14 protein-coding genes and 3 tRNA genes are annotated in these 18092 nt (G+C 60.3%); 14 read left to right on the top strand and 3 right to left on the bottom strand.

What is annotated here, in order from left to right:
• The first annotated feature begins 4 nt into the window (after window positions 1-4).
• Together kdsA and eno are read left to right on the top strand one after the other, a co-directional pair.
• Window positions 5-868, top strand: a complete 864-nt coding sequence (kdsA, locus tag LG409_RS14500) for a 3-deoxy-8-phosphooctulonate synthase (RefSeq protein ID WP_227406985.1) — start codon at window positions 5-7, stop codon at window positions 866-868.
• A 68-nt stretch (window positions 869-936) separates the two neighbouring features.
• Window positions 937-2226 carry a phosphopyruvate hydratase gene (gene eno, locus LG409_RS14495; RefSeq protein ID WP_227406984.1) on the top strand — a complete coding sequence of 430 codons (1290 nt, stop codon included), beginning with the start codon at window positions 937-939 and terminating at the stop codon, window positions 2224-2226.
• A gap of 473 nt (window positions 2227-2699) precedes the next feature.
• Here eno and fdxA read toward each other — a convergent pair whose 3' ends face one another.
• Together fdxA and mutS are read right to left on the bottom strand one after the other, a co-directional pair.
• On the bottom strand, window positions 2700-3023 hold the full coding sequence (gene fdxA, locus LG409_RS14490; protein WP_039180081.1) for a ferredoxin FdxA: 324 nt from the start codon (window positions 3021-3023) through the stop codon (window positions 2700-2702).
• 151 nt (window positions 3024-3174) lie between these two features.
• Complete coding sequence (gene mutS, locus LG409_RS14485) at window positions 3175-5742, bottom strand: DNA mismatch repair protein MutS (protein ID WP_189462777.1); 2568 nt, start codon at window positions 5740-5742, stop codon at window positions 3175-3177.
• A 123-nt stretch (window positions 5743-5865) separates the two neighbouring features.
• On the opposite strand from mutS, the gene LG409_RS14480 reads away from it, so the two are divergent.
• From LG409_RS14480 to LG409_RS14440, 9 genes are all read left to right on the top strand, one after another.
• Window positions 5866-6390, top strand: coding sequence for a CinA family protein (locus LG409_RS14480; protein ID WP_144982198.1), 525 nt, complete (start codon window positions 5866-5868; stop codon window positions 6388-6390).
• An 89-nt stretch (window positions 6391-6479) separates the two neighbouring features.
• On the top strand, window positions 6480-7541 hold the full coding sequence (gene recA / locus LG409_RS14475) for a recombinase RecA (RefSeq protein WP_039180074.1): 1062 nt from the start codon (window positions 6480-6482) through the stop codon (window positions 7539-7541).
• A 35-nt stretch (window positions 7542-7576) separates the two neighbouring features.
• Window positions 7577-8050 (top strand): regulatory protein RecX, encoded by a 474-nt coding sequence (locus LG409_RS14470; RefSeq protein ID WP_144982195.1) that lies wholly within the window; start codon window positions 7577-7579, stop codon window positions 8048-8050.
• A 333-nt stretch (window positions 8051-8383) separates the two neighbouring features.
• Entirely contained in the window at window positions 8384-10996 is a 2613-nt protein-coding gene (gene alaS, locus LG409_RS14465; protein ID WP_227406983.1) for an alanine--tRNA ligase, read from the top strand.
• A gap of 106 nt (window positions 10997-11102) precedes the next feature.
• Window positions 11103-12353, top strand: a complete 1251-nt coding sequence (locus LG409_RS14460) for an aspartate kinase (protein ID WP_039180069.1) — start codon at window positions 11103-11105, stop codon at window positions 12351-12353.
• Window positions 12354-12545: 192 nt separating this feature from the next.
• Complete coding sequence (gene csrA, locus LG409_RS14455) at window positions 12546-12734, top strand: carbon storage regulator CsrA (protein ID WP_039180068.1); 189 nt, start codon at window positions 12546-12548, stop codon at window positions 12732-12734.
• Window positions 12735-12859: 125 nt separating this feature from the next.
• A tRNA-Ser gene (locus LG409_RS14450) sits at window positions 12860-12952 on the top strand.
• A 44-nt stretch (window positions 12953-12996) separates the two neighbouring features.
• Window positions 12997-13073 (top strand) — tRNA-Arg (locus tag LG409_RS14445).
• 67 nt (window positions 13074-13140) lie between these two features.
• Window positions 13141-13217, top strand: a tRNA-Arg gene (locus tag LG409_RS14440).
• 238 nt (window positions 13218-13455) lie between these two features.
• On the opposite strand, the gene LG409_RS14435 is transcribed toward LG409_RS14440, so the two are convergent.
• Window positions 13456-14427 (bottom strand): tRNA dihydrouridine synthase, encoded by a 972-nt coding sequence (locus LG409_RS14435; RefSeq protein ID WP_227406982.1) that lies wholly within the window; start codon window positions 14425-14427, stop codon window positions 13456-13458.
• 127 nt (window positions 14428-14554) lie between these two features.
• On the opposite strand from LG409_RS14435, the gene LG409_RS14430 reads away from it, so the two are divergent.
• From LG409_RS14430 to LG409_RS14420, 3 genes are all read left to right on the top strand, one after another.
• Complete coding sequence (locus LG409_RS14430) at window positions 14555-14812, top strand: OadG family protein (RefSeq protein ID WP_039180064.1); 258 nt, start codon at window positions 14555-14557, stop codon at window positions 14810-14812.
• 92 nt (window positions 14813-14904) lie between these two features.
• Window positions 14905-16731: a sodium-extruding oxaloacetate decarboxylase subunit alpha gene (gene oadA / locus LG409_RS14425; RefSeq protein ID WP_227406981.1), complete on the top strand. Its 1827-nt coding sequence runs from the start codon at window positions 14905-14907 to the stop codon at window positions 16729-16731.
• 10 nt (window positions 16732-16741) lie between these two features.
• The gene (locus LG409_RS14420) at window positions 16742-18064 is read left to right on the top strand and encodes a sodium ion-translocating decarboxylase subunit beta (protein ID WP_227406980.1); all 1323 of its coding nucleotides are present in this window, start codon (window positions 16742-16744) and stop codon (window positions 18062-18064) included.
• Window positions 18065-18092 lie beyond the last annotated feature (28 nt).

Here is an 18092-nt window from a genome sequence, read left to right as displayed (position 1 = left end):
AAGCATGTCTTCTCAATCCCAATTCCCAGAGCATCACATCCACGTTGCCGGCTTAACCGCCGGCAATTCTTTGCCACTCATGCTGCTGGGCGGCATGAACGTGCTGGAGTCGGCGGAACTGGCCGATGAAGTCGCGCAGGCTTACGTGGCCGTGACGCAAAAGCTGGGCATGCCGTATGTTTTCAAGGCCAGTTTCGACAAGGCCAACCGCAGCTCGATTCACTCATATCGTGGCCCTGGGATGGAGAAAGGGCTGCAGATACTGGCCGATATCAAGGCGCGCTATAACGTGCCCATCATTACCGATGTGCACGAGCCCTGGCAGGCTGCGCCTGCGGCCGAGGTAGCCGATATCATCCAGCTTCCGGCTTTCCTGGCGCGCCAGACCGATCTGGTGGTGGCCATGGCCAAGACGGGCGCTGCCATCAACATCAAGAAGCCTCAGTTTCTGGCACCCCATGAAATGCGCCATATCCTCAGCAAGTTTCAGGAAGCGGGCAATGACCGACTGATGCTCTGCGAGCGCGGCACCAGCTTTGGCTACAACAACCTGGTGGTGGACATGCTGGGCTTTGGCGATATGAAGCACACCGGCTATCCGGTGTTTTTCGACGTGACCCACGCCCTGCAGCGCCCCGGTGGCCGTGCCGACAGCGCCGACGGCCGCCGTGCCCAGGTGGCCGAGCTGGCCCGAGCGGGCGTGGCGGTAGGCCTGGCGGGGCTGTTTCTGGAAGCCCACCCGGACCCGGACAACGCCAAATGCGACGGCCCGTGTGCGCTGCCGCTGGAGCAGTTGGAGCCCTTCCTGACGCAGCTGGCGCAGTTGGATGCCTTGGTGAAAGGCTTCGACCCTTTGACCATCCGTTAATCGCTGCGATAAACCGTGGTATACATTGGACCTAACCTCCATCAGACCGACAACCAAAGGACACTGTCATGACCAAAATTGTTGAAATCAGTGCGCTGGAAGTGCTCGATTCGCGCGGCAACCCGACCGTTCAGGCAACCGTGCGTCTGGAAAGCGGCGCCGTAGGCAGCGCCTGCGCGCCCAGCGGTGCCTCTACCGGCTCCCGCGAAGCACTCGAGCTGCGTGATGGCGACAAGGCGCGTTACCTCGGCAAAGGCGTGTTGAAAGCCGTGGACGCCGTGAATGGCAAGATCCGTGATGCGTTGTTGGGGATGGATGCACGGGACCAGCGCGGTCTGGATGACGCCATGCTGGCGCTGGACGGCACCGACAACAAGGCCACCTTGGGCGCCAACGCCATTCTGGCCGTGTCGCTGGCCGCTGCCAAAGCCGCTGCCAACGCCAAGGGCGTACCGCTTTATGCGCACATTGCCGAGCTTTACGGTCAGCCAGGCCAGTACAGCATGCCGGTACCGATGATGAACATCCTCAACGGTGGTGAGCACGCCGACAATAATGTGGATATTCAGGAGTTCATGGTGCAGCCGGTCGGCGCTGCCAACTTCCGTGAAGGCCTGCGCATGGGCGCGGAAATTTTCCACGCGCTGAAGAAAGTGCTGTCTGCCAAGGGGCTGTCTACCTCGGTAGGGGATGAGGGTGGCTTCGCGCCCAACCTGACATCCAACGCCGAGGCACTGGCCGTCATCAAGCAGGCGGTGGCCGATGCCGGTTATACCCTGGGCAGCGATGTCACCCTGGCGCTGGACTGTGCTGCCTCCGAATTCTACAAGGAAGGTCAGTACGACCTGGCCGGAGAAGGCAAGCGTTACGACTCCGAAGGGTTTGCCGACTACCTGGCGGGCCTGTGTGCGGACTACCCCATCGTCTCTATCGAAGACGGCATGGACGAATCCGACTGGGCGGGCTGGAAAGCCTTGACCGACAAGCTGGGCGACAAGGTGCAGCTGGTGGGCGATGACCTGTTCGTGACCAACACCAAGATCCTCAAGCGTGGCATCGACGAGCAGACCGGTAACTCGATCCTGATCAAGTTCAACCAGATTGGCTCGCTCTCCGAAACCCTCGATGCGATCAAGATGGCCCAGGACGCTGGCTTCACGGCGGTCATCTCTCACCGCAGTGGTGAGACCGAAGACACCACCATTGCCGACCTGGCCGTGGGCACGTGTGCAGGACAGATCAAGACCGGCTCGCTGTGTCGTTCTGACCGTGTGGCCAAATACAACCGTCTGCTGGTCATCGAAGCAGAGCTGGGGGAAGTGACCTACCCCGGTTTGAAGGCCATCAAGGGCCAATAAGCGAAAAACCAGAGGCGGCGTGTAAGAGATCTCTCAAAAATTTGTAAGAGATCTCTTACAAATGCCGACGACATTCGCTCGAAACCTTGTAAGAAAAAGCGAAATTTTTCACTAATCCAACTTTAAGTGATTGTCTTGGTTGGGTTTTATGAAAGAAAGGCGAGCCCCTTGGGCTCGCCTTTTGCGTATTGGGTCCGCTTGAGAAGTTGCGCTGTTCTGCCACAATGCATTCAGGACAAGGGGAGGCAAGGATGCTTCAGGCAGGATGCAACGGGATGTATGCAGGTGCGCCGGGTGACACAGTGATGTGAGCCCTGGCAAGGAAGTCACCTGAGGAGGTTGACCCAGGGAGTGGTCAGAGGAAGTGCTTGGAGCGGGCGGCCTACGGGCCGCCTTTTTTTTGCGTGCGCATTAGTCAGGCCAAAAAAAACCAGCGCGAACGCTGGTTCTCAGGAAATGCCGTGTCGCTGCGATCAGCGCTCCAGCTTTTCGAGCTTGCCGGGCTTGCCGTCCCACTCTTCGGCATCGGGCAGCGGGTCTTTCTTCTCGGCAATATTGGGCCACACGTCGGCCAGCTCGGCGTTGATCTCGATGAACTGCTCTTGCCCATCCGGTATCTCGTCTTCCGAGAAAATGGCCTCGGCGGGGCACTCCGGCTCGCAGAGGGCGCAATCGATGCACTCATCCGGGTGGATGACCAGGAAGTTGGGGCCTTCATAGAAACAGTCGACCGGGCAAACTTCCACGCAGTCGGTGTACTTGCATTGGATGCAGTTCTCGGTAACGACAAACGTCATCTCACTATCCCTCTTGCGGGACCGGAGCGTTCTCCGGTCGTGTTTAATCGCGAATGGTTATAGATTAGCCGTTTTTTATAAGCTAAATGTGGCGCCATTTTAGTAGTGCTGCCCCATGGCGGCAAGCGCCAGGCATCAATCTCACCCGTGTTTACAGCATCGAGCGCCACTGGTAGAGCAGATCCAGCGCCTCGCGTGGTGATAAATCGTCGATGTCAGTGCTGGTCAGTGCGTCCACTACCGGATGTGGCGCGCTGGCAAACAGGTCGTTCTGCTGAGGCGCCTGGGAGCCTGACAAGGGCCGCTGCTGAGTGTCCACGTCGCGCTGTTCCAGCGTCATCAGCTTCTCCCGTGCGCGACGAATCACCGGCCCCGGCACCCCGGCCAGTTGAGCGACCTGTAGCCCGTAGCTCTGGCTGGCGGGGCCGGCTTCGATGCGGTGCATGAAGACGATGCCATCCCCGTGCTCGGTGGCCGTCAGGTGAATGTTGGCCACCCCCTCGGCCTGCTCGGGCAGCGCGGTCATTTCGAAGTAGTGCGTCGCGAACAGCGTCAGCGCGCGGGCCCGGGCCAAATGTTCGGCGCTGGCCCAGGCCAGCGACAAGCCGTCGAAGGTGCTGGTGCCGCGCCCGATCTCGTCCATCAGTACCAAGCTGTGCTCGGTGGCATTGTGCAGGATATTGGCGGTTTCGGTCATTTCCACCATGAAGGTGGAGCGCCCGCCTGCCAGGTCATCGGAGGAGCCGATACGGGTAAAGATGCGATCGACGGGGCCAACCTCGGCGGCATCGGCAGGCACGAAACTGCCGCTGTGTGCCAGGAGGGCAATGAGTGCCGTCTGGCGCATGTAGGTCGATTTACCCCCCATGTTGGGGCCGGTAATGATCAGCATGTGCTGTTCAGGCGTCAGCATGACGTCGTTGGGCACGAACGGTTTGTCGCTGACCTGCTCCACGACCGGGTGGCGGCCCGCGGTAATGGTAATGCCCGTGGTCGCGACCAACTGTGGGCGCACCCAGTTGAGCGCCTCGGCGCGTTCGGCAAAGGCGCACAGCACGTCCAGCTCGGCCAAGGCCCGCGAGGTGGCTTGCAGGGCATGCAGCTGCTCATTCAGGGTGGCCAACAGCTGTTCGTAGAGCCATTTCTCTCGGGTCAGTGCGCGTGACTTGGCGGACAGTGCCTTGTCTTCGAACTCTTTCAACTCGGGAATGATGAAGCGTTCGGCGTTTTTCAGCGTCTGGCGACGAATGTAGTCTGCAGGCGCCTGCTGGGCCTGGGAGCGGGGCAGCTCGATGAAGTAGCCATGGACGCGGTTGTAACCCACTTTGAGGTTGGCCAGGCCGGTGCGCTCGCGTTCGCGCAGTTCGAGCTGGACCAGGTAATCGCCCGCGTTCTCGGCCATGCCCCGGTGTTCATCCAGCTCGGCATCGAAGCCATCGGCAATCACGCCGCCGTCACGAATCACCACCGGTGGGTTGTCGACCAGGGCTCGGTTCAGCGTCTCGGCCAGCGTCGGGTAGGGGCGGATGTTCGGTGTCAGGCCGTCCAGAGCGCTACCGGTATCGATATCGGCCAGCAGCGCTTCCAGGGTAGGCAGCGTGGTGAGGGCGTCACGCAGTCTTGCCAGGTCACGTGGGCGAGCGCTGTACAGGGCAACCCGGGCGAGAATCCGCTCCACGTCGCCTACATCGCTCAGCGTCTCGCGCAGGCTCATGTAAGCGGCATCGATGGAGAGCAGGGCAACGCCCGCCTGGCGTCCTTCGACGATGTCTCGTTGGCGCAGGGGGCGGTTCAACCAGCGTTTGAGCAACCGTGAGCCCATGGCGGTGGCGCAGGTGTCCAGTACGCTGGCCAGGGTGTTGTCGCCGTTGCCGCCGAGGTTGATGTCGATTTCCAGATTGCGGCGGCTGGCCGCATCGATCACCACCGCGTCGTCGCGATTCTCCACGCTGATGGACGTGACATGGGGCAGCCGCGAGCGCTGGGTGTCCCGGGCATAGTCGATCAAGACGCCTGCGGCCACCAAAGCGGTGGAGAGATGCGCGCAGCCAAACCCGCGCAAGTCGCTCACTTCGAACTGGTCGCACAGGCTGCGCGTGGCGCTTTCCAGGTCGAATAGCCATTCACCCTGGCGGCGCAGGCTGCGCTTGTGCGACCAGGCGTCGGGCAGCGAAAGGCTTTCAGGCACCAGCAGTTCGGCAGGTGACAGGCGGGTCAGCTCGGCCAGCATTTCGGCCTCGCTCTCTACCTCCAGCACGTTGAAGCGCCCGCTGGAAAGCTCCAGCCAGGCAAGCCCCCAGCCTTCCTTGCCCGGGGCCACGGCCACCAGCACGTTGTCGCGTCGGGCATCCAGCAGCGCCTCGTCGTGCAGCGTACCAGGGGTCACGATGCGCACCACCTGGCGCTCGACAGGGCCTTTGCTGGTGGCGGGGTCGCCAATTTGCTCGCAAATGGCCACCGATTCGCCACCCGCTACCAGCCTGGCAAGGTAGCCCTCGGCGCTGTGATAAGGCACGCCTGCCATGGGGATCGGCTTGCCGCCCGACTGACCGCGCTGGGTCAAGGTGATATCCAGCAGCGCTGCTGCCCGTTTGGCGTCGTCAAAAAACAGTTCGTAGAAGTCCCCCATGCGGTAGAACAGCAATACCTCGGGGTGCTCGCGTTTGATTTTCAAATACTGCGCCATCATCGGCGTATGGGCGGGGCTGGCCTGTGACATGAGCGTCCTGATTGAGCGTGGCGCAGACCTGAACGGCATGCGGCATGTTCGTTGGGCAATTTCGTTGAGAAAGCTAAACGCAGTATTCTACGCTACCCTAAGGTCTTACATGAAGGAGTCACCATGGCCCCCAGTGTTTCCAGTCTCAAGAATCTCGATTTATCACTGTTGGCTCAACGACTTGGGCGGCTTTGCCAGCAGCTGCACGTCGAAGTGACCACCGCCGAGTCGTGCACGGGAGGTGGCATTGCCAGCGCCATTACCTCCACGGCCGGTAGCTCGGCTTACTTCACCGCAGGCTATGTGACCTACTCCAACGCTGCCAAGACTCGCCTGCTGGGGGTCGAGCCTGCGCTGCTGGAAGCCCATGGCGCGGTCAGTGAATCGGTCGTGCGGGCCATGGTAGCGGGCGCCTGTCGTGACAGCGGTGCCGACCTGGCCGTAGCGGTCAGCGGGGTTGCCGGGCCGGAAGGCGGTAGCGAGGAGAAACCGGTGGGCACCGTGTGGCTGGCCTGGGGCGATGCCGAGAGCCAGCAGGCAGAGCGTTTTCATTTTCCAGGTGACCGCCAGGCGGTGCGCGAGCAGGCGGTCCGTGAAGCTCTGGCAGGGTTGGTCGCTCGGCTTTCTGCCCTGGCCGCCAAGAAATAATCGTTAAAGTTGCCGCCGAGGATTTGTTTCATCGCTGATCTTTGGCATACTACTGGCTAATTATACAGCTTGTTATGAGGAATCTCTGCATGGCTCAGGAAGACAACCGCACAAAAGCGCTGAACGCGGCACTCAGCCAGATCGATCGTCAGTTCGGCAAGGGCACCGTCATGCGTCTGGGCGATGCGCCTCGCGTCGTCATGCCGTCTGTCTCCACCGGTTCGCTGGGGCTGGACATTGCGCTCGGCATCGGCGGGCTGCCGTTTGGTCGTGTCGTCGAAATCTTTGGCCCAGAGTCATCCGGTAAAACCACGCTGACCCTGTCAGTCATTGCCCAGGCGCAAAAGCAGGGCAAAGTGTGTGCCTTCGTGGACGCCGAGCACGCGCTGGACCCCAGCTACGCCGAAAAACTCGGCGTCAACCTGGACGACCTGCTGGTCTCCCAGCCCGATACGGGTGAGCAGGCGCTGGAAATCACCGACATGCTGGTCCGCTCGGGCGGCGTGGACGTGATCATCATCGACTCCGTGGCGGCGCTGACGCCCCGTGCCGAGATCGAAGGCGAAATGGGTGATTCCCACGTGGGCCTGCAGGCGCGTTTGATGTCCCAGGCGCTGCGTAAAATCACCGGTAACATCAAGAACGCCAACTGTCTGGTGATTTTCATCAACCAGATCCGCATGAAGATCGGCGTGATGTTCGGCAGCCCCGAAACGACCACCGGGGGTAATGCCCTGAAGTTCTACGCCAGCGTGCGCCTGGATATCCGCCGTACGGGCTCCGTGAAGTCTGGCGACGAAGTCACGGGTAACGAAACCCGCGTCAAGGTCGTGAAGAACAAGGTCGCACCGCCGTTCCGCCAGGCAGAGTTCCAGATTCTCTACGGCAAGGGCATTTATCACGCAGGCGAAGTCATCGACCTGGGCGTGCAGTGCAGCCTGGTAGACAAGGCGGGCGCCTGGTACAGCTACAAGGGCAGCAAGATCGGCCAGGGCAAGGCCAATGCGGCCCAGTACTTGGAAGAGCATCCCGAGATCATGGAAGAGATCGAATCTCAAATCCGTGAGCAACTGCTGGCCAAGGTAGAGCCGAAGAAAGAAGAAGCCCCAGCAGCAGATGTGGCAGCCGAGGGTGATGACGATCTGCTTTGAACCAGGCTGTTGGCGTTGTCGGGCAGGAGACGTGAATGTTTTCTGCTAAAGCCGATGCTTCGCCAAGAGAGTGGGCGATTCAGTGGCTGGCTCGGCGCGAGTACTCCCGCGCCGAGCTGGCCCGCAAGCTCGAGCAAAAGGCCTTCGAGGCTGACGAGATCAGCGCCTGCCTCGATGCGCTGGCCGAGCAGGCGCTGCAGTCGGACGAGCGTTTTGCCGAAAGCTTCATCCGCTCACGCATCGCTCGCGGACAGGGAGTGATTCGCATCAAGGGAGAGCTGCGCCAGCGCGGTGTCGATGCGCAAACCTTTGCCGCTGCGCTGGTGGCGGTGGAAGCGCGCGAAGCCGTGGACTGGTTCGAGCTGGCCCGCCAAACGTTGGAGCGCCGCTTCAGCTCGCCGGGCGAGACGCCCAAGGAGCGCGCCAAGCGAGAACGTTTTCTGGCCGGGCGTGGCTTCGATTTCGAGCAAATTCGCTATGCAATCTCCTGTTTGTCGCCCTCTTCTTAACCCGTTCAGGGGTTTCATCTGCCTGCTCAGGGCTGTCTAGTACCTCGCTCAGGGTTGTTTATAAGCCCGCTCAGGGCTGTCTATAACCCCGCTCAGGGCTGTCTATAACCCCGCTCAAGGCTGTTTATAAGCCCGCTCAAGGCTGTTCACCACGCGGTTCCCACCCTCTATATTATCGTGCCACCCGCCCTCTATTTATTGTGTCATTAGGGGCTCTGCCACTATCTGCGGCTTTAGTCGTTTGACAACTGCGTTATAATGGGCGTTTTGCGACCCCAGCGGGTAGCGGCGACAGCGCCCTGGGGCATCACGCTTTCTTGTCACGGATACCCTATGAAAAGCGCAGAACTCAGACAGGCCTTTCTCGATTATTTCGAACAGCAGGGGCACACCGTTGTGCCCACCGGCTCCCTGGTGCCGGGCAACGACGCGACGCTGCTCTTCACCAATGCGGGCATGGTGCCCTTCAAGGATGTGTTCCTAGGCCGAGATCCGCGACCCTATGTTCGTGCGGCATCTGCGCAGCGCTGCGTGCGTGCTGGCGGCAAGCACAACGATCTGGATAACGTCGGCTACACCGCCCGCCACCACACTTTCTTCGAAATGCTGGGCAATTTCAGCTTTGGCGACTATTTCAAGCGTGATGCCATTCGCTTTGCCTGGACGTTCCTGACCGAGCGTCTGGGGCTGCCTGCCGAAAAATTGTGGGTCACGGTGTTCACCGAAGATGACGAGGCCTACGCCATCTGGGCCGATGAGATTGGTGTGCCACGCGAACGCATTGCGCGCATTGGTGCCAAGGACAACTTCTGGCAGATGGGCGACACCGGCCCCTGTGGCCCATGCTCCGAGATCTTCTTCGATCACGGCCCGGAAGTCTGGGGTGGCCCGCCCGGAACGCCTGAGGAAGACGGTGACCGTTTCATCGAAATCTGGAACCTGGTCTTCATGCAGTACGACCGTTCAGCCGATGGCACGCTGCACCCGCTGCCCAAGCCGTCGATCGATACCGGCATGGGGCTGGAGCGCGTGGCGGCCGTGATGCAGGGCGTGCACTCCAACTACGAGATCGACCTGTTCCAGAACCTGCTGCAAGCCGCGGCCAAGGCGACCGGGCATCATGACACGACGGCGCCATCGCTGCGCGTGATTGCCGACCATATTCGCTCGTGCGCCTTCCTGATTGCCGACGGCGTGCTGCCTTCCAACGAAGGGCGCGGCTACGTACTGCGTCGTATCATCCGTCGCGCCATTCGCCATGGCCACAAGCTGGGCGCGGCCGAGCCGTTCTTCCACAAGCTGGTGAGCGCGCTGGATGCCGAAATGGGCGATGCCTACCCCGAGCTGCGTAAGGCCAGCGAGCAGATTGCTCGCGTGCTGCTGAAAGAGGAAGAGCAGTTCGCCCGTACGCTGGATCATGGCATGGGGCTGCTGAATGCTGCGCTGGAAGAGTTGCAAGGCGACGTGCTGCCCGGTGAGACCGTGTTCAAGCTGTACGATACCTACGGTTTCCCCTTCGATTTGACCGCCGACGTGTGCCGCGAGCGGGAAGTCACCCTGGATGAAGAAGGCTTCCAGCGTGAACTGGAAGCGCAGCGTGAACGCGCGCGTGCCGCCAGCCAGTTTGGGGCCGACTACACCGCCTCCATCGAACTGGAAGGCGAGACGCAGTTTACCGGCTACGAGCAGTTGGAAGATCGGGCCACCGTGACGGCGCTCGTGGACAGCGAAGGCAATGCTCTGGCGGCCCTGGAAGCGGGCCAGAAGGGCACCGTGGTGCTGGACCGCACGCCATTCTACGGCGAGTCCGGCGGCCAGGTGGGCGACACGGGCTACCTGCACGTCGATGGTGGCCGCTTCCAGGTCACCGATACTCAGAAGCAGCGCGGCCATCACCTGCATCAGGGGGTGATGGTGGAAGGCTCGCTGAGCGTGGGTGCCCACGTACGCGGTGAAGTGGACGCCAGCCTGCGCAGCGCGACCATTCGTAACCATTCGGCGACCCACCTGCTGCACAAAGCGCTGCGTATGGTGCTGGGCGATCACGTTCAGCAGAAAGGCTCGCTGGTCAACGCCGAGCGCCTGCGCTTCGACTTCAGCCATTTCGAGCCGATGACCGCTGATCAGCTCGCTGAAGTGGAGCGTATCGTCAACGCTCAGATCCTGGCCAATGCCCCGACGAAGATCGAGCAGATGAGCCTGGCCGATGCCAAGGCCAAAGGCGCGGCGGCACTGTTCGAGGCGAAATACGCCGACAACGTGCGCGTACTGACCATTGGTGCCGACGATTTCTCCATCGAGCTGTGTGGCGGTACTCACGTCAGCCGCAGCGGCGACATCGGCTGCTGCCATGTGGTCAGCGAAGTGGGTATTGCCTCCGGCGTACGCCGCATCGAGGCGATCACCGGAGAAAACGCGCTGGCGTACTTCCGCGAACAGGAGGCCCGAGTACAGCGCCTGGGCGAGCGTTTGAAAACCAAGCCCGAGCAGGTAGAAGCGCGCGTGGAATCGCTGGTCGAGCGCAACCGCAGCCTGGAGAAAGAGCTGGAGCAACTGAAGGCCAAGCTGGCCAGCGCGGCAGGCAGCGACATGCTCAGCCAGGTTCAGGAAGTGGCTGGCGTGAAGCTGCTGGTCACTCAGCTCGAAGGCGTCTCTGGCAAGGACTTGCGCGGCGTGCTGGATCAGCTCAAGAACAAGCTGGGCTCGGGCGTCATCATGTTGGGCGTGGCCGATGCCGATGCTGGCAAGGTCAGCCTGATTGCGGGCGTCACGGACGATCTGACTGGCCGTGTGAAGGCTGGCGAGCTGGTCAACCATGTGGCCTCCCAGGTCGGCGGTAAAGGGGGCGGTCGTGCCGATATGGCTCAAGCGGGCGGTAGCCAGCCCGATGCGCTGCCAGGAGCGTTGAATAGCGTTCCGGCCTGGTTGGAAAACACGCTTAGCTAAAAAGGAAGGCCGGTGGCATTATTTGCTGCCGGCCTTTTTGTTCGTCAGGAAAATTGGCAATAACAACATTCACCCTCCATTCCCGAACGTAAAGGAAAAACGGCATATGGCACTATACGTACAGAAGTTCGGCGGCACTTCGGTGGGCTCTGTCGACCGTATCAAAGCCGTGGCGGAAAAGGTCAAAGGCTTTCGTGACCAGGGGCACCAGGTCGTCGTCGTCGTCTCTGCGATGAGTGGCGAAACCAACCGCCTGACCGATATGGCGCATGCCCTGAACGAAGACCCCGCCCCGCGTGAAATGGATATGCTGCTCTCGACAGGCGAGCAGGTCACCATCTCTCTGTTGGCCATGGCGCTGCAGCACATTGGCGTCTCGGCAACGTCCCATACCGGTGCACAGGTAGGCATTCATACCGATAGCGCGTATACCAAAGCGCGTATCCAGCGTATCGAAACCGATGACCTGAAAGCCGATCTGGATGCTGGCAAGGTCGTGGTGGTCGCCGGTTTCCAGGGGGTGGACGAAAACGGCAACATCACCACGCTGGGACGTGGCGGCTCGGACACCACTGGCGTGGCGCTGGCAGCGGCCCTGGGGGCCGATGAGTGCCAGATCTATACCGACGTGGACGGTGTCTACACCACGGACCCACGCGTCTGCTCCAAGGCTCAGCGCCTGGAGAGCATCACGGTAGAGGAAATGCTTGAACTGGCCAGTCTGGGCTCCAAAGTGCTGCAGATTCGCGCGGTGGAATTCGCTGGCAAGTACAACGTACCGCTACGGGTACTGTCGAGCTTTGAAGATGGCCCTGGCACCCTGATTGTTGCAGACTCTGACCAAGACGAGGACTCTATGGAAGAACCGCTAATCTCCGGTATCGCGTTTACCAAGAACGAAGCCAAGCTGACCCTGCTGCACACGCCCGATGTGCCCGGCGTTGCCTCTCGAATCCTGGGCCCCATTGCCGACGCCAATATCGAAGTGGACATGATCGTCCAAAATGTAGCACCGGCCGGTGACTACACCGATTTCACTTTCACGGTAGCAAAAGGTGACTACAAGGCCACCAAGAAGCTGCTGGAAGAGACCGTCATTCCCGATCTCGGCGGCGGCGAACTGCGCGGCGACGACAACATTGCCAAGGTGTCGCTGGTGGGCGTAGGTATGCGCTCGCATGCTGGCGTGGCATCGAAAATGTTCCGCGTGCTGGCCGAAGAGAACGTGAATATTCGCATGGTATCGACGTCTGAGATCAAGATTTCCGTGGTGATCGACGAAAAACACATGGAACTTGCGGTCAATGCCTTGCACAAGGCATTCGGCTTGGACAAGGCCGATATCGAATCTGAATAACAATTGTCCCTCAAACCTTCTACGCTGAAGGTACTCGCTACCGAGTGGTGGTGGGCTTCCATTCAACGGGAGGTTAAGGTGTCATAGGGTTAAAGCCATTGGTGGCAGGGGTCACCATGCCGCATAATGGCGTGGTGACGCCACCGGCGGACACATCCCGTTGTATAAAAACGTCTGAGAAGGAGATCAGCCATGCTCATCCTAACCCGCCGCGTTGGCGAAACGCTGATGATCGGTGATGAAATCACCGTCACAGTGTTAGGTGTGAAAGGTAATCAAGTGCGCATTGGTGTGAACGCACCAAAAGATGTCGCGGTACACCGTGAAGAGATCTATCAGCGCATTCAGCGTGAACGTAATAGCGAAAGCGAAGCAGAATAAATGGCCGCCAGTGTCGCGCTCACAAAGGGCGCTTTAGCGGTAACTATCAGGTCGGCGCGAAAAAAAATCGGCACAGGGGTGGACACCAGCCCTCATAATCGGTAACATTCGCGCCGTGCTGTTGAGGAGAGGTGGCCGAGTGGCTGAAGGCGCTCCCCTGCTAAGGGAGTATAGGGTTTATAGCCCTATCGAGGGTTCGAATCCCTCCCTCTCCGCCAGCCGCACCATGTAACATTGTTTGATACGTAGCATCGTTCGATACGCGCCCGTAGCTCAGCTGGATAGAGTACCTGACTACGAATCAGGTGGTCGGAGGTTCGAATCCTCCCGGGCGCGCCAAGTTGCAAACGTAAGGTTTTGATGTTACAGTAGTTTCATTGCTTTTCGAGAAAAGCATGACTGTCAAGCGCCCGTAGCTCAGCTGGATAGAGTACCTGACTACGAATCAGGTGGTCGGAGGTTCGAATCCTCCCGGGCGCGCCAGATTCCAAAACCCGCTCTCTTATCAGAGGGCGGGTTTTCTGCTTCTAGCCTGATCGACGTGGCTCGCGCGTTGATCTTGCGATCGTGTAAAGCGCCCCCGCATCTTGCGGAAGGGCGCTTTTTTTTGCTCGTTAGTTTATGGTTCGGTGGGTTCAGGTTCGATAGGTTCTGGTTCGATAGCTTCTTGTTCGATAGCTTCTTGTTCGTAGCGTTGGGTTCTGTGCCAGAGGGCGAAGCGTTACGGCACCAGGCTGTCGAGCAGTATGTCCAGGTCCGTGACCCGCTTCAGGCGCTGAAAGTGCTGCTCGGCTTCGGCATTGCCTTGGCGCATTTGTGCCAGCCACTGTTTCACTAGAGAAACCACGACGCGATCCGGTAGCTGCTGACGCTGATGCTCGGCGTACTCTTGTAGCACGCTGGCACGCATTGCCCAGGTGGTTTCTGGCAGCCGCTCGCCGGTTTCCTGCCAGTGGCGAATACGTGGGGCCAGCCAGGGGTCTGCCAGGGCGCTGCGGCCCAGCATGACGTCACGGCAGCCCGACAGCGTGCGCGCCTTCCAGTAGTCCTCCAGCGTCCATATATCGCCATTGGCCACCACGGGGATGTCCACGTGATGACGAACCTTGCCGATCCACTCCCAGTGCGCGGGCGGGCGGTAGCCCTCATCGCGGGTTCGGCCATGTACCACCAGCCGCGCGGCGCCGCCTGCCTGGGTTGCCTGGGCGCAGGTCACGGCCAGGCGTCGATTGGCGAAGCCCAGGCGTATCTTGGCGGTTACCGGGATCTCGCCTGCCAAGGCATCGGCCACCGCCCTGACGGCCTGATAGACCCGTTCAGGCTGGCGCAGCAGAGAGGCCCCACCGTCGTGACGATTGACCAGCTTGGCTGGGCAGCCAAAGTTGAGGTCGACGCTGATGGCGCCCAGCGCCAGCGCCTGGCGAGCATTTTCGGCCAGTGCGCTGGGGACGGAGCCGAGCAGCTGCAGGTGCACCGGAATACCGCTTGGGGTGGCCACAGGGCGTTGCTGGAGCTCGGGGCAGTGCTTGTAGAACACTCTAGGCGGAAGGCGTGTATCCACCACCCGTACGAACTCTGTCACCGTCCAGTCGAAACCAGGCTGACGGGTGAGCAGGTCGCGGGTGAGCGCGTCGATGACCCCTTCCATTGGCGCAAGGCCGATCTTGCCTTTATGTAGTAAATTAACAACCATGACTTCCACTATGGCGCGATTGCATTCTATTCTGGATGTGGCAGGTTAGTGTATTACCCTTACTCCGCCAAGCGCCTCTGAGGGCGTTTGGTGTGCCAACCACCTTAAACAACACGGAGAGCACGCTATGCAAGGGTCGGAGTTGCTCCAGGAGGGGCTCGCCCTGATGGGGCTCGGCATGGGGTTTGTTTTTGTTTTTCTTACGGTTTTGGTGGTCAGCGTAACGCTGATGTCGAAACTGGTAGGGCGTTTTCAACCGGCGGTGGCGGCTCCCGCTGCTGGCCGAAAAAAACGTCCGGCCACTGCTCAGGCCGGGCCTGACGACGAGGTCGTGGCCGTGATCAGTGCTGCAGTGCATCGTTATCGAGCCGCCCAGCGCCGCTGAGTACGAATACAGAAAGCGCCATGGCGGCGTTTCAAGAATAAATTTTGCTAAATTTACTACAAATCAATAATGCTAAACGGTGAGTCACGACCATGAACGACGTAAAACGCCCGTTAGGAATCACTGATGTTGTGCTGCGCGATGCCCACCAGTCGCTATTCGCGACTCGGCTGCGGCTCGATGACATGCTGCCTATCGCCGAAAAGCTCGACAAGGTCGGGTACTGGTCGCTGGAGACCTGGGGCGGCGCCACCTTCGATGCCTGTATTCGTTATCTGGGTGAAGACCCTTGGGAGCGCATTCGTGCCCTGAAAGAGGCAATGCCCAACACGCCGCAGGCAATGTTGCTGCGCGGGCAGAACCTGCTGGGCTACCGTCACTATGCCGACGATGTAGTCGACAAGTTCGTCGAGCGTGCCAAAACCAACGGCGTGGATGTATTCCGCGTGTTCGACGCCATGAATGACCCGCGCAATCTGGAGCGTGCCATCAAGGCGGTGCGCGCCGTGGGTGGTCATGCCCAGGGGACCATTTCCTATACCGTCAGTCCGGTACATACCCTGGATAGCTGGGTAGATCTTGCGAAGACCATTGCCAACATGGGCGCAGATTCTCTGGCTATCAAGGATATGGCGGGACTGTTGACGCCTTACACGGCGTTCGACCTGGTGACGCGCCTGAAGAAAGAACTCTCCATTCCCGTCCACCTGCACTGCCACGCGACCACCGGGCTCTCGACGTCCACCATTTTGAAGGCCGTAGAAGCCGGCATCGATAACGTGGATACGGCCATCTCATCGATGTCGATGACCTATGGACACAGCCCCACCGAATCCGTGGTGGCGATGCTCAAGGACACGGACCGTGACACGGGGCTGGACCTGGAGCTGCTGGAAGACATTGCCGGTTACTTCCGTGAGGTACGCAAGAAGTATGCGGCATTCGAGGGCTCGCTGCGGGGTATCGACTCACGCATTCTGGTGGCGCAAGTACCGGGCGGCATGCTGACCAACATGGAGAGCCAGCTGAAAGAGCAGGGCGCTGGCGACAAGCTGGACGACGTGCTGGGTGAAATTCCGCGCGTACGTGAAGACCTGGGCTTCATCCCGCTGGTAACGCCGACCTCGCAGATCGTGGGCACCCAGGCTGTGATGAACGTCATGATGGGCGAGCGCTACAAGTCGATTTCCAAAGAGGTCCAGGCGCTGTTGAAAGGCGAATACGGCTCGGCACCTGCCCCCTTCAATGCGGAACTGCAAAAGCGCGTGCTGGAAGGCGGCGAGCCGATCACCTGCCGTCCTGCGGACAACCTGTCACCAGAGATGGAGCGCCTTGCCACGGAGCTGAAAGAGAAAGCCAGTGCCGACAAGCTGCGCCTGGCAGAAGGCGAGCGGCAGGTGGATGACGTGCTGACCTACGCACTCTTCCCGCAAATTGGCCTCAAGTTCCTCAAGAACCGTGACGACAAGCAAGCCTTCGAGCCCGCGCCACAAGTAGAAACAAAGGCAGCCGTGCCTGCCAAGGCAGAACCGGCTGCACCTGCTGCTGTGGTCAACAGCGGTCCGGAAACCTATACCGTCAAGCTCAACGGCAAAGCCTATGTGGTCGAGGTATCTCCGGGCGGCGATATTGGCGAGATCAAGGAGCAAGCTGCCGCCAGTGGAGGCGCTAGTGCTGGAGCGGGTGCGGCAGAAAGCGCTGGAGGTAGCGGCGAAAGTATCGATGCGCCGCTGGCAGGCAATATCTTCAAGGTCAACGTACGCCCCGGCGACCAAGTGGCCGAAGGCGACGTGGTCATCATCCTCGAAGCCATGAAAATGGAGACCGAAGTGCGTGCCAGCAGCGCAGGAACGGTATCCAAGGTCAATGTCAGCGAGGGCGATAGCGTCGCCGTTGGCGATGCGCTGATCGAGCTTTAAGGGCACCCGCATGGACAAACTAATCACCTTATGGGAAGGCTCCGGGCTCTATAACCTGGAGCTTGGCCAGGCGGTCATGATTCTGGTAGGGCTGGGGCTTTTGTACCTGGCGATCTATAAGAAATTCGAGCCGCTGCTGCTGGTGCCGATTGGTTTCGGTGGCATCCTGGCCAATATTCCGGAAGCCGGGCTGGCCATTTCGGCGCTCGATCAGGCCATCGAGGTGGCCAAGCCTGCCGTGCTGCAACAGATGGCGGCTGCGCTGGGCGTTACCCTGGACCCCTTGGCGGGGGTCGAGGGGTGGCGTGAGGTGCTGAAAGCCGTCGCTCACGATACGGCGGCCTACGATCAGCTACGTGTGGCCAAGGATATTGCCCTGGGCGCAGGCTACAACGATGGCATGCTCTACAGCTTCTATCGTGTTGCCATTGCCTCGGGCATTGCACCACTGCTGATCTTCATGGGCGTAGGTGCGATGACCGACTTTGGTCCTCTGCTGGCCAACCCGCGTACGCTGTTTCTGGGGGCGGCCGCCCAGTTCGGGATTTTTGCCACGCTGTTTGGTGCAGTGCTGCTTACCTCTCTGGGCGTCATGGACTTTTCGCTCAATCAGGCGGCCGCCATCGGCATCATCGGTGGGGCGGACGGGCCTACGTCGATCTATGTGTCCAGCGTCCTGGCGCCAGAGTTGCTGGGGGCCATTGCCGTCGCGGCCTATGCCTACATGGCGTTGGTGCCACTCATTCAGCCGCCGATCATGCGGCTGTTGACCACCGAGAAAGAGCGCAAGATCACCATGACGCAGCTGCGTCCGGTCTCCAAGCTTGAGAAGGTGATCTTCCCGCTGATGCTGCTGATTGCCGTCGCGCTGTTCTTGCCGGATGCAGCGCCGCTGCTGGGCATGTTCTGCTTTGGCAACCTGATGCGTGAGTGTGGCGTGGTGGAGCGGCTGTCGGACACCGCGCAGAATGCGCTGATCAATATCGTGACCATCATTCTGGGCTTGTCCGTGGGCTCCAAGCTGATGGCCGACAGTTTCCTGACGTTCGAGACGTTAGGGATTCTGGGCCTGGGCATCGTTGCCTTTGGTATCGGGACGGCGGCGGGTGTATTGATGGCGAAGCTCATGAACATGGTCAGCAAGATGCCCATCAACCCGTTGATTGGCGCGGCTGGCGTTTCGGCAGTGCCGATGGCGGCGCGGGTTGCCAACAAGGTGGGGCTGGAGGCAAACCCGCATAACTTCCTGCTGATGCATGCCATGGGGCCGAACGTGGCCGGGGTGATCGGCTCGGCGGTGGCCGCCGGGGTCATGATCAAGTACCTGGGATAGAACGGGTGACTGGGATAGAGTCGAGTTG

It is taken from the genome of Halomonas sp. NyZ770 (genome assembly GCF_020616575.1).
GTDB lineage: Bacteria > Pseudomonadota > Gammaproteobacteria > Pseudomonadales > Halomonadaceae > Vreelandella > Vreelandella hamiltonii.
Note: the sequence above shows the minus strand (reverse complement) of the source record. Positions and strands in the feature narration are given on the sequence as shown.

Coding starts and splice junctions, on each gene's coding strand:
- kdsA (WP_227406985.1), top strand. CDS start 5: ATGTCTTCTCAATCCCAATTCCCAGAGCATCACATCCACGTTGCCGGC.
- eno (WP_227406984.1), top strand. CDS start 937: ATGACCAAAATTGTTGAAATCAGTGCGCTGGAAGTGCTCGATTCGCGC.
- fdxA (WP_039180081.1), bottom strand. CDS start 3,023: ATGACGTTTGTCGTTACCGAGAACTGCATCCAATGCAAGTACACCGAC.
- mutS (WP_189462777.1), bottom strand. CDS start 5,742: ATGTCACAGGCCAGCCCCGCCCATACGCCGATGATGGCGCAGTATTTG.
- LG409_RS14480 (WP_144982198.1), top strand. CDS start 5,866: ATGGCCCCCAGTGTTTCCAGTCTCAAGAATCTCGATTTATCACTGTTG.
- recA (WP_039180074.1), top strand. CDS start 6,480: ATGGCTCAGGAAGACAACCGCACAAAAGCGCTGAACGCGGCACTCAGC.
- LG409_RS14470 (WP_144982195.1), top strand. CDS start 7,577: ATGTTTTCTGCTAAAGCCGATGCTTCGCCAAGAGAGTGGGCGATTCAG.
- alaS (WP_227406983.1), top strand. CDS start 8,384: ATGAAAAGCGCAGAACTCAGACAGGCCTTTCTCGATTATTTCGAACAG.
- LG409_RS14460 (WP_039180069.1), top strand. CDS start 11,103: ATGGCACTATACGTACAGAAGTTCGGCGGCACTTCGGTGGGCTCTGTC.
- csrA (WP_039180068.1), top strand. CDS start 12,546: ATGCTCATCCTAACCCGCCGCGTTGGCGAAACGCTGATGATCGGTGAT.
- LG409_RS14435 (WP_227406982.1), bottom strand. CDS start 14,427: ATGGTTGTTAATTTACTACATAAAGGCAAGATCGGCCTTGCGCCAATG.
- LG409_RS14430 (WP_039180064.1), top strand. CDS start 14,555: ATGCAAGGGTCGGAGTTGCTCCAGGAGGGGCTCGCCCTGATGGGGCTC.
- oadA (WP_227406981.1), top strand. CDS start 14,905: ATGAACGACGTAAAACGCCCGTTAGGAATCACTGATGTTGTGCTGCGC.
- LG409_RS14420 (WP_227406980.1), top strand. CDS start 16,742: ATGGACAAACTAATCACCTTATGGGAAGGCTCCGGGCTCTATAACCTG.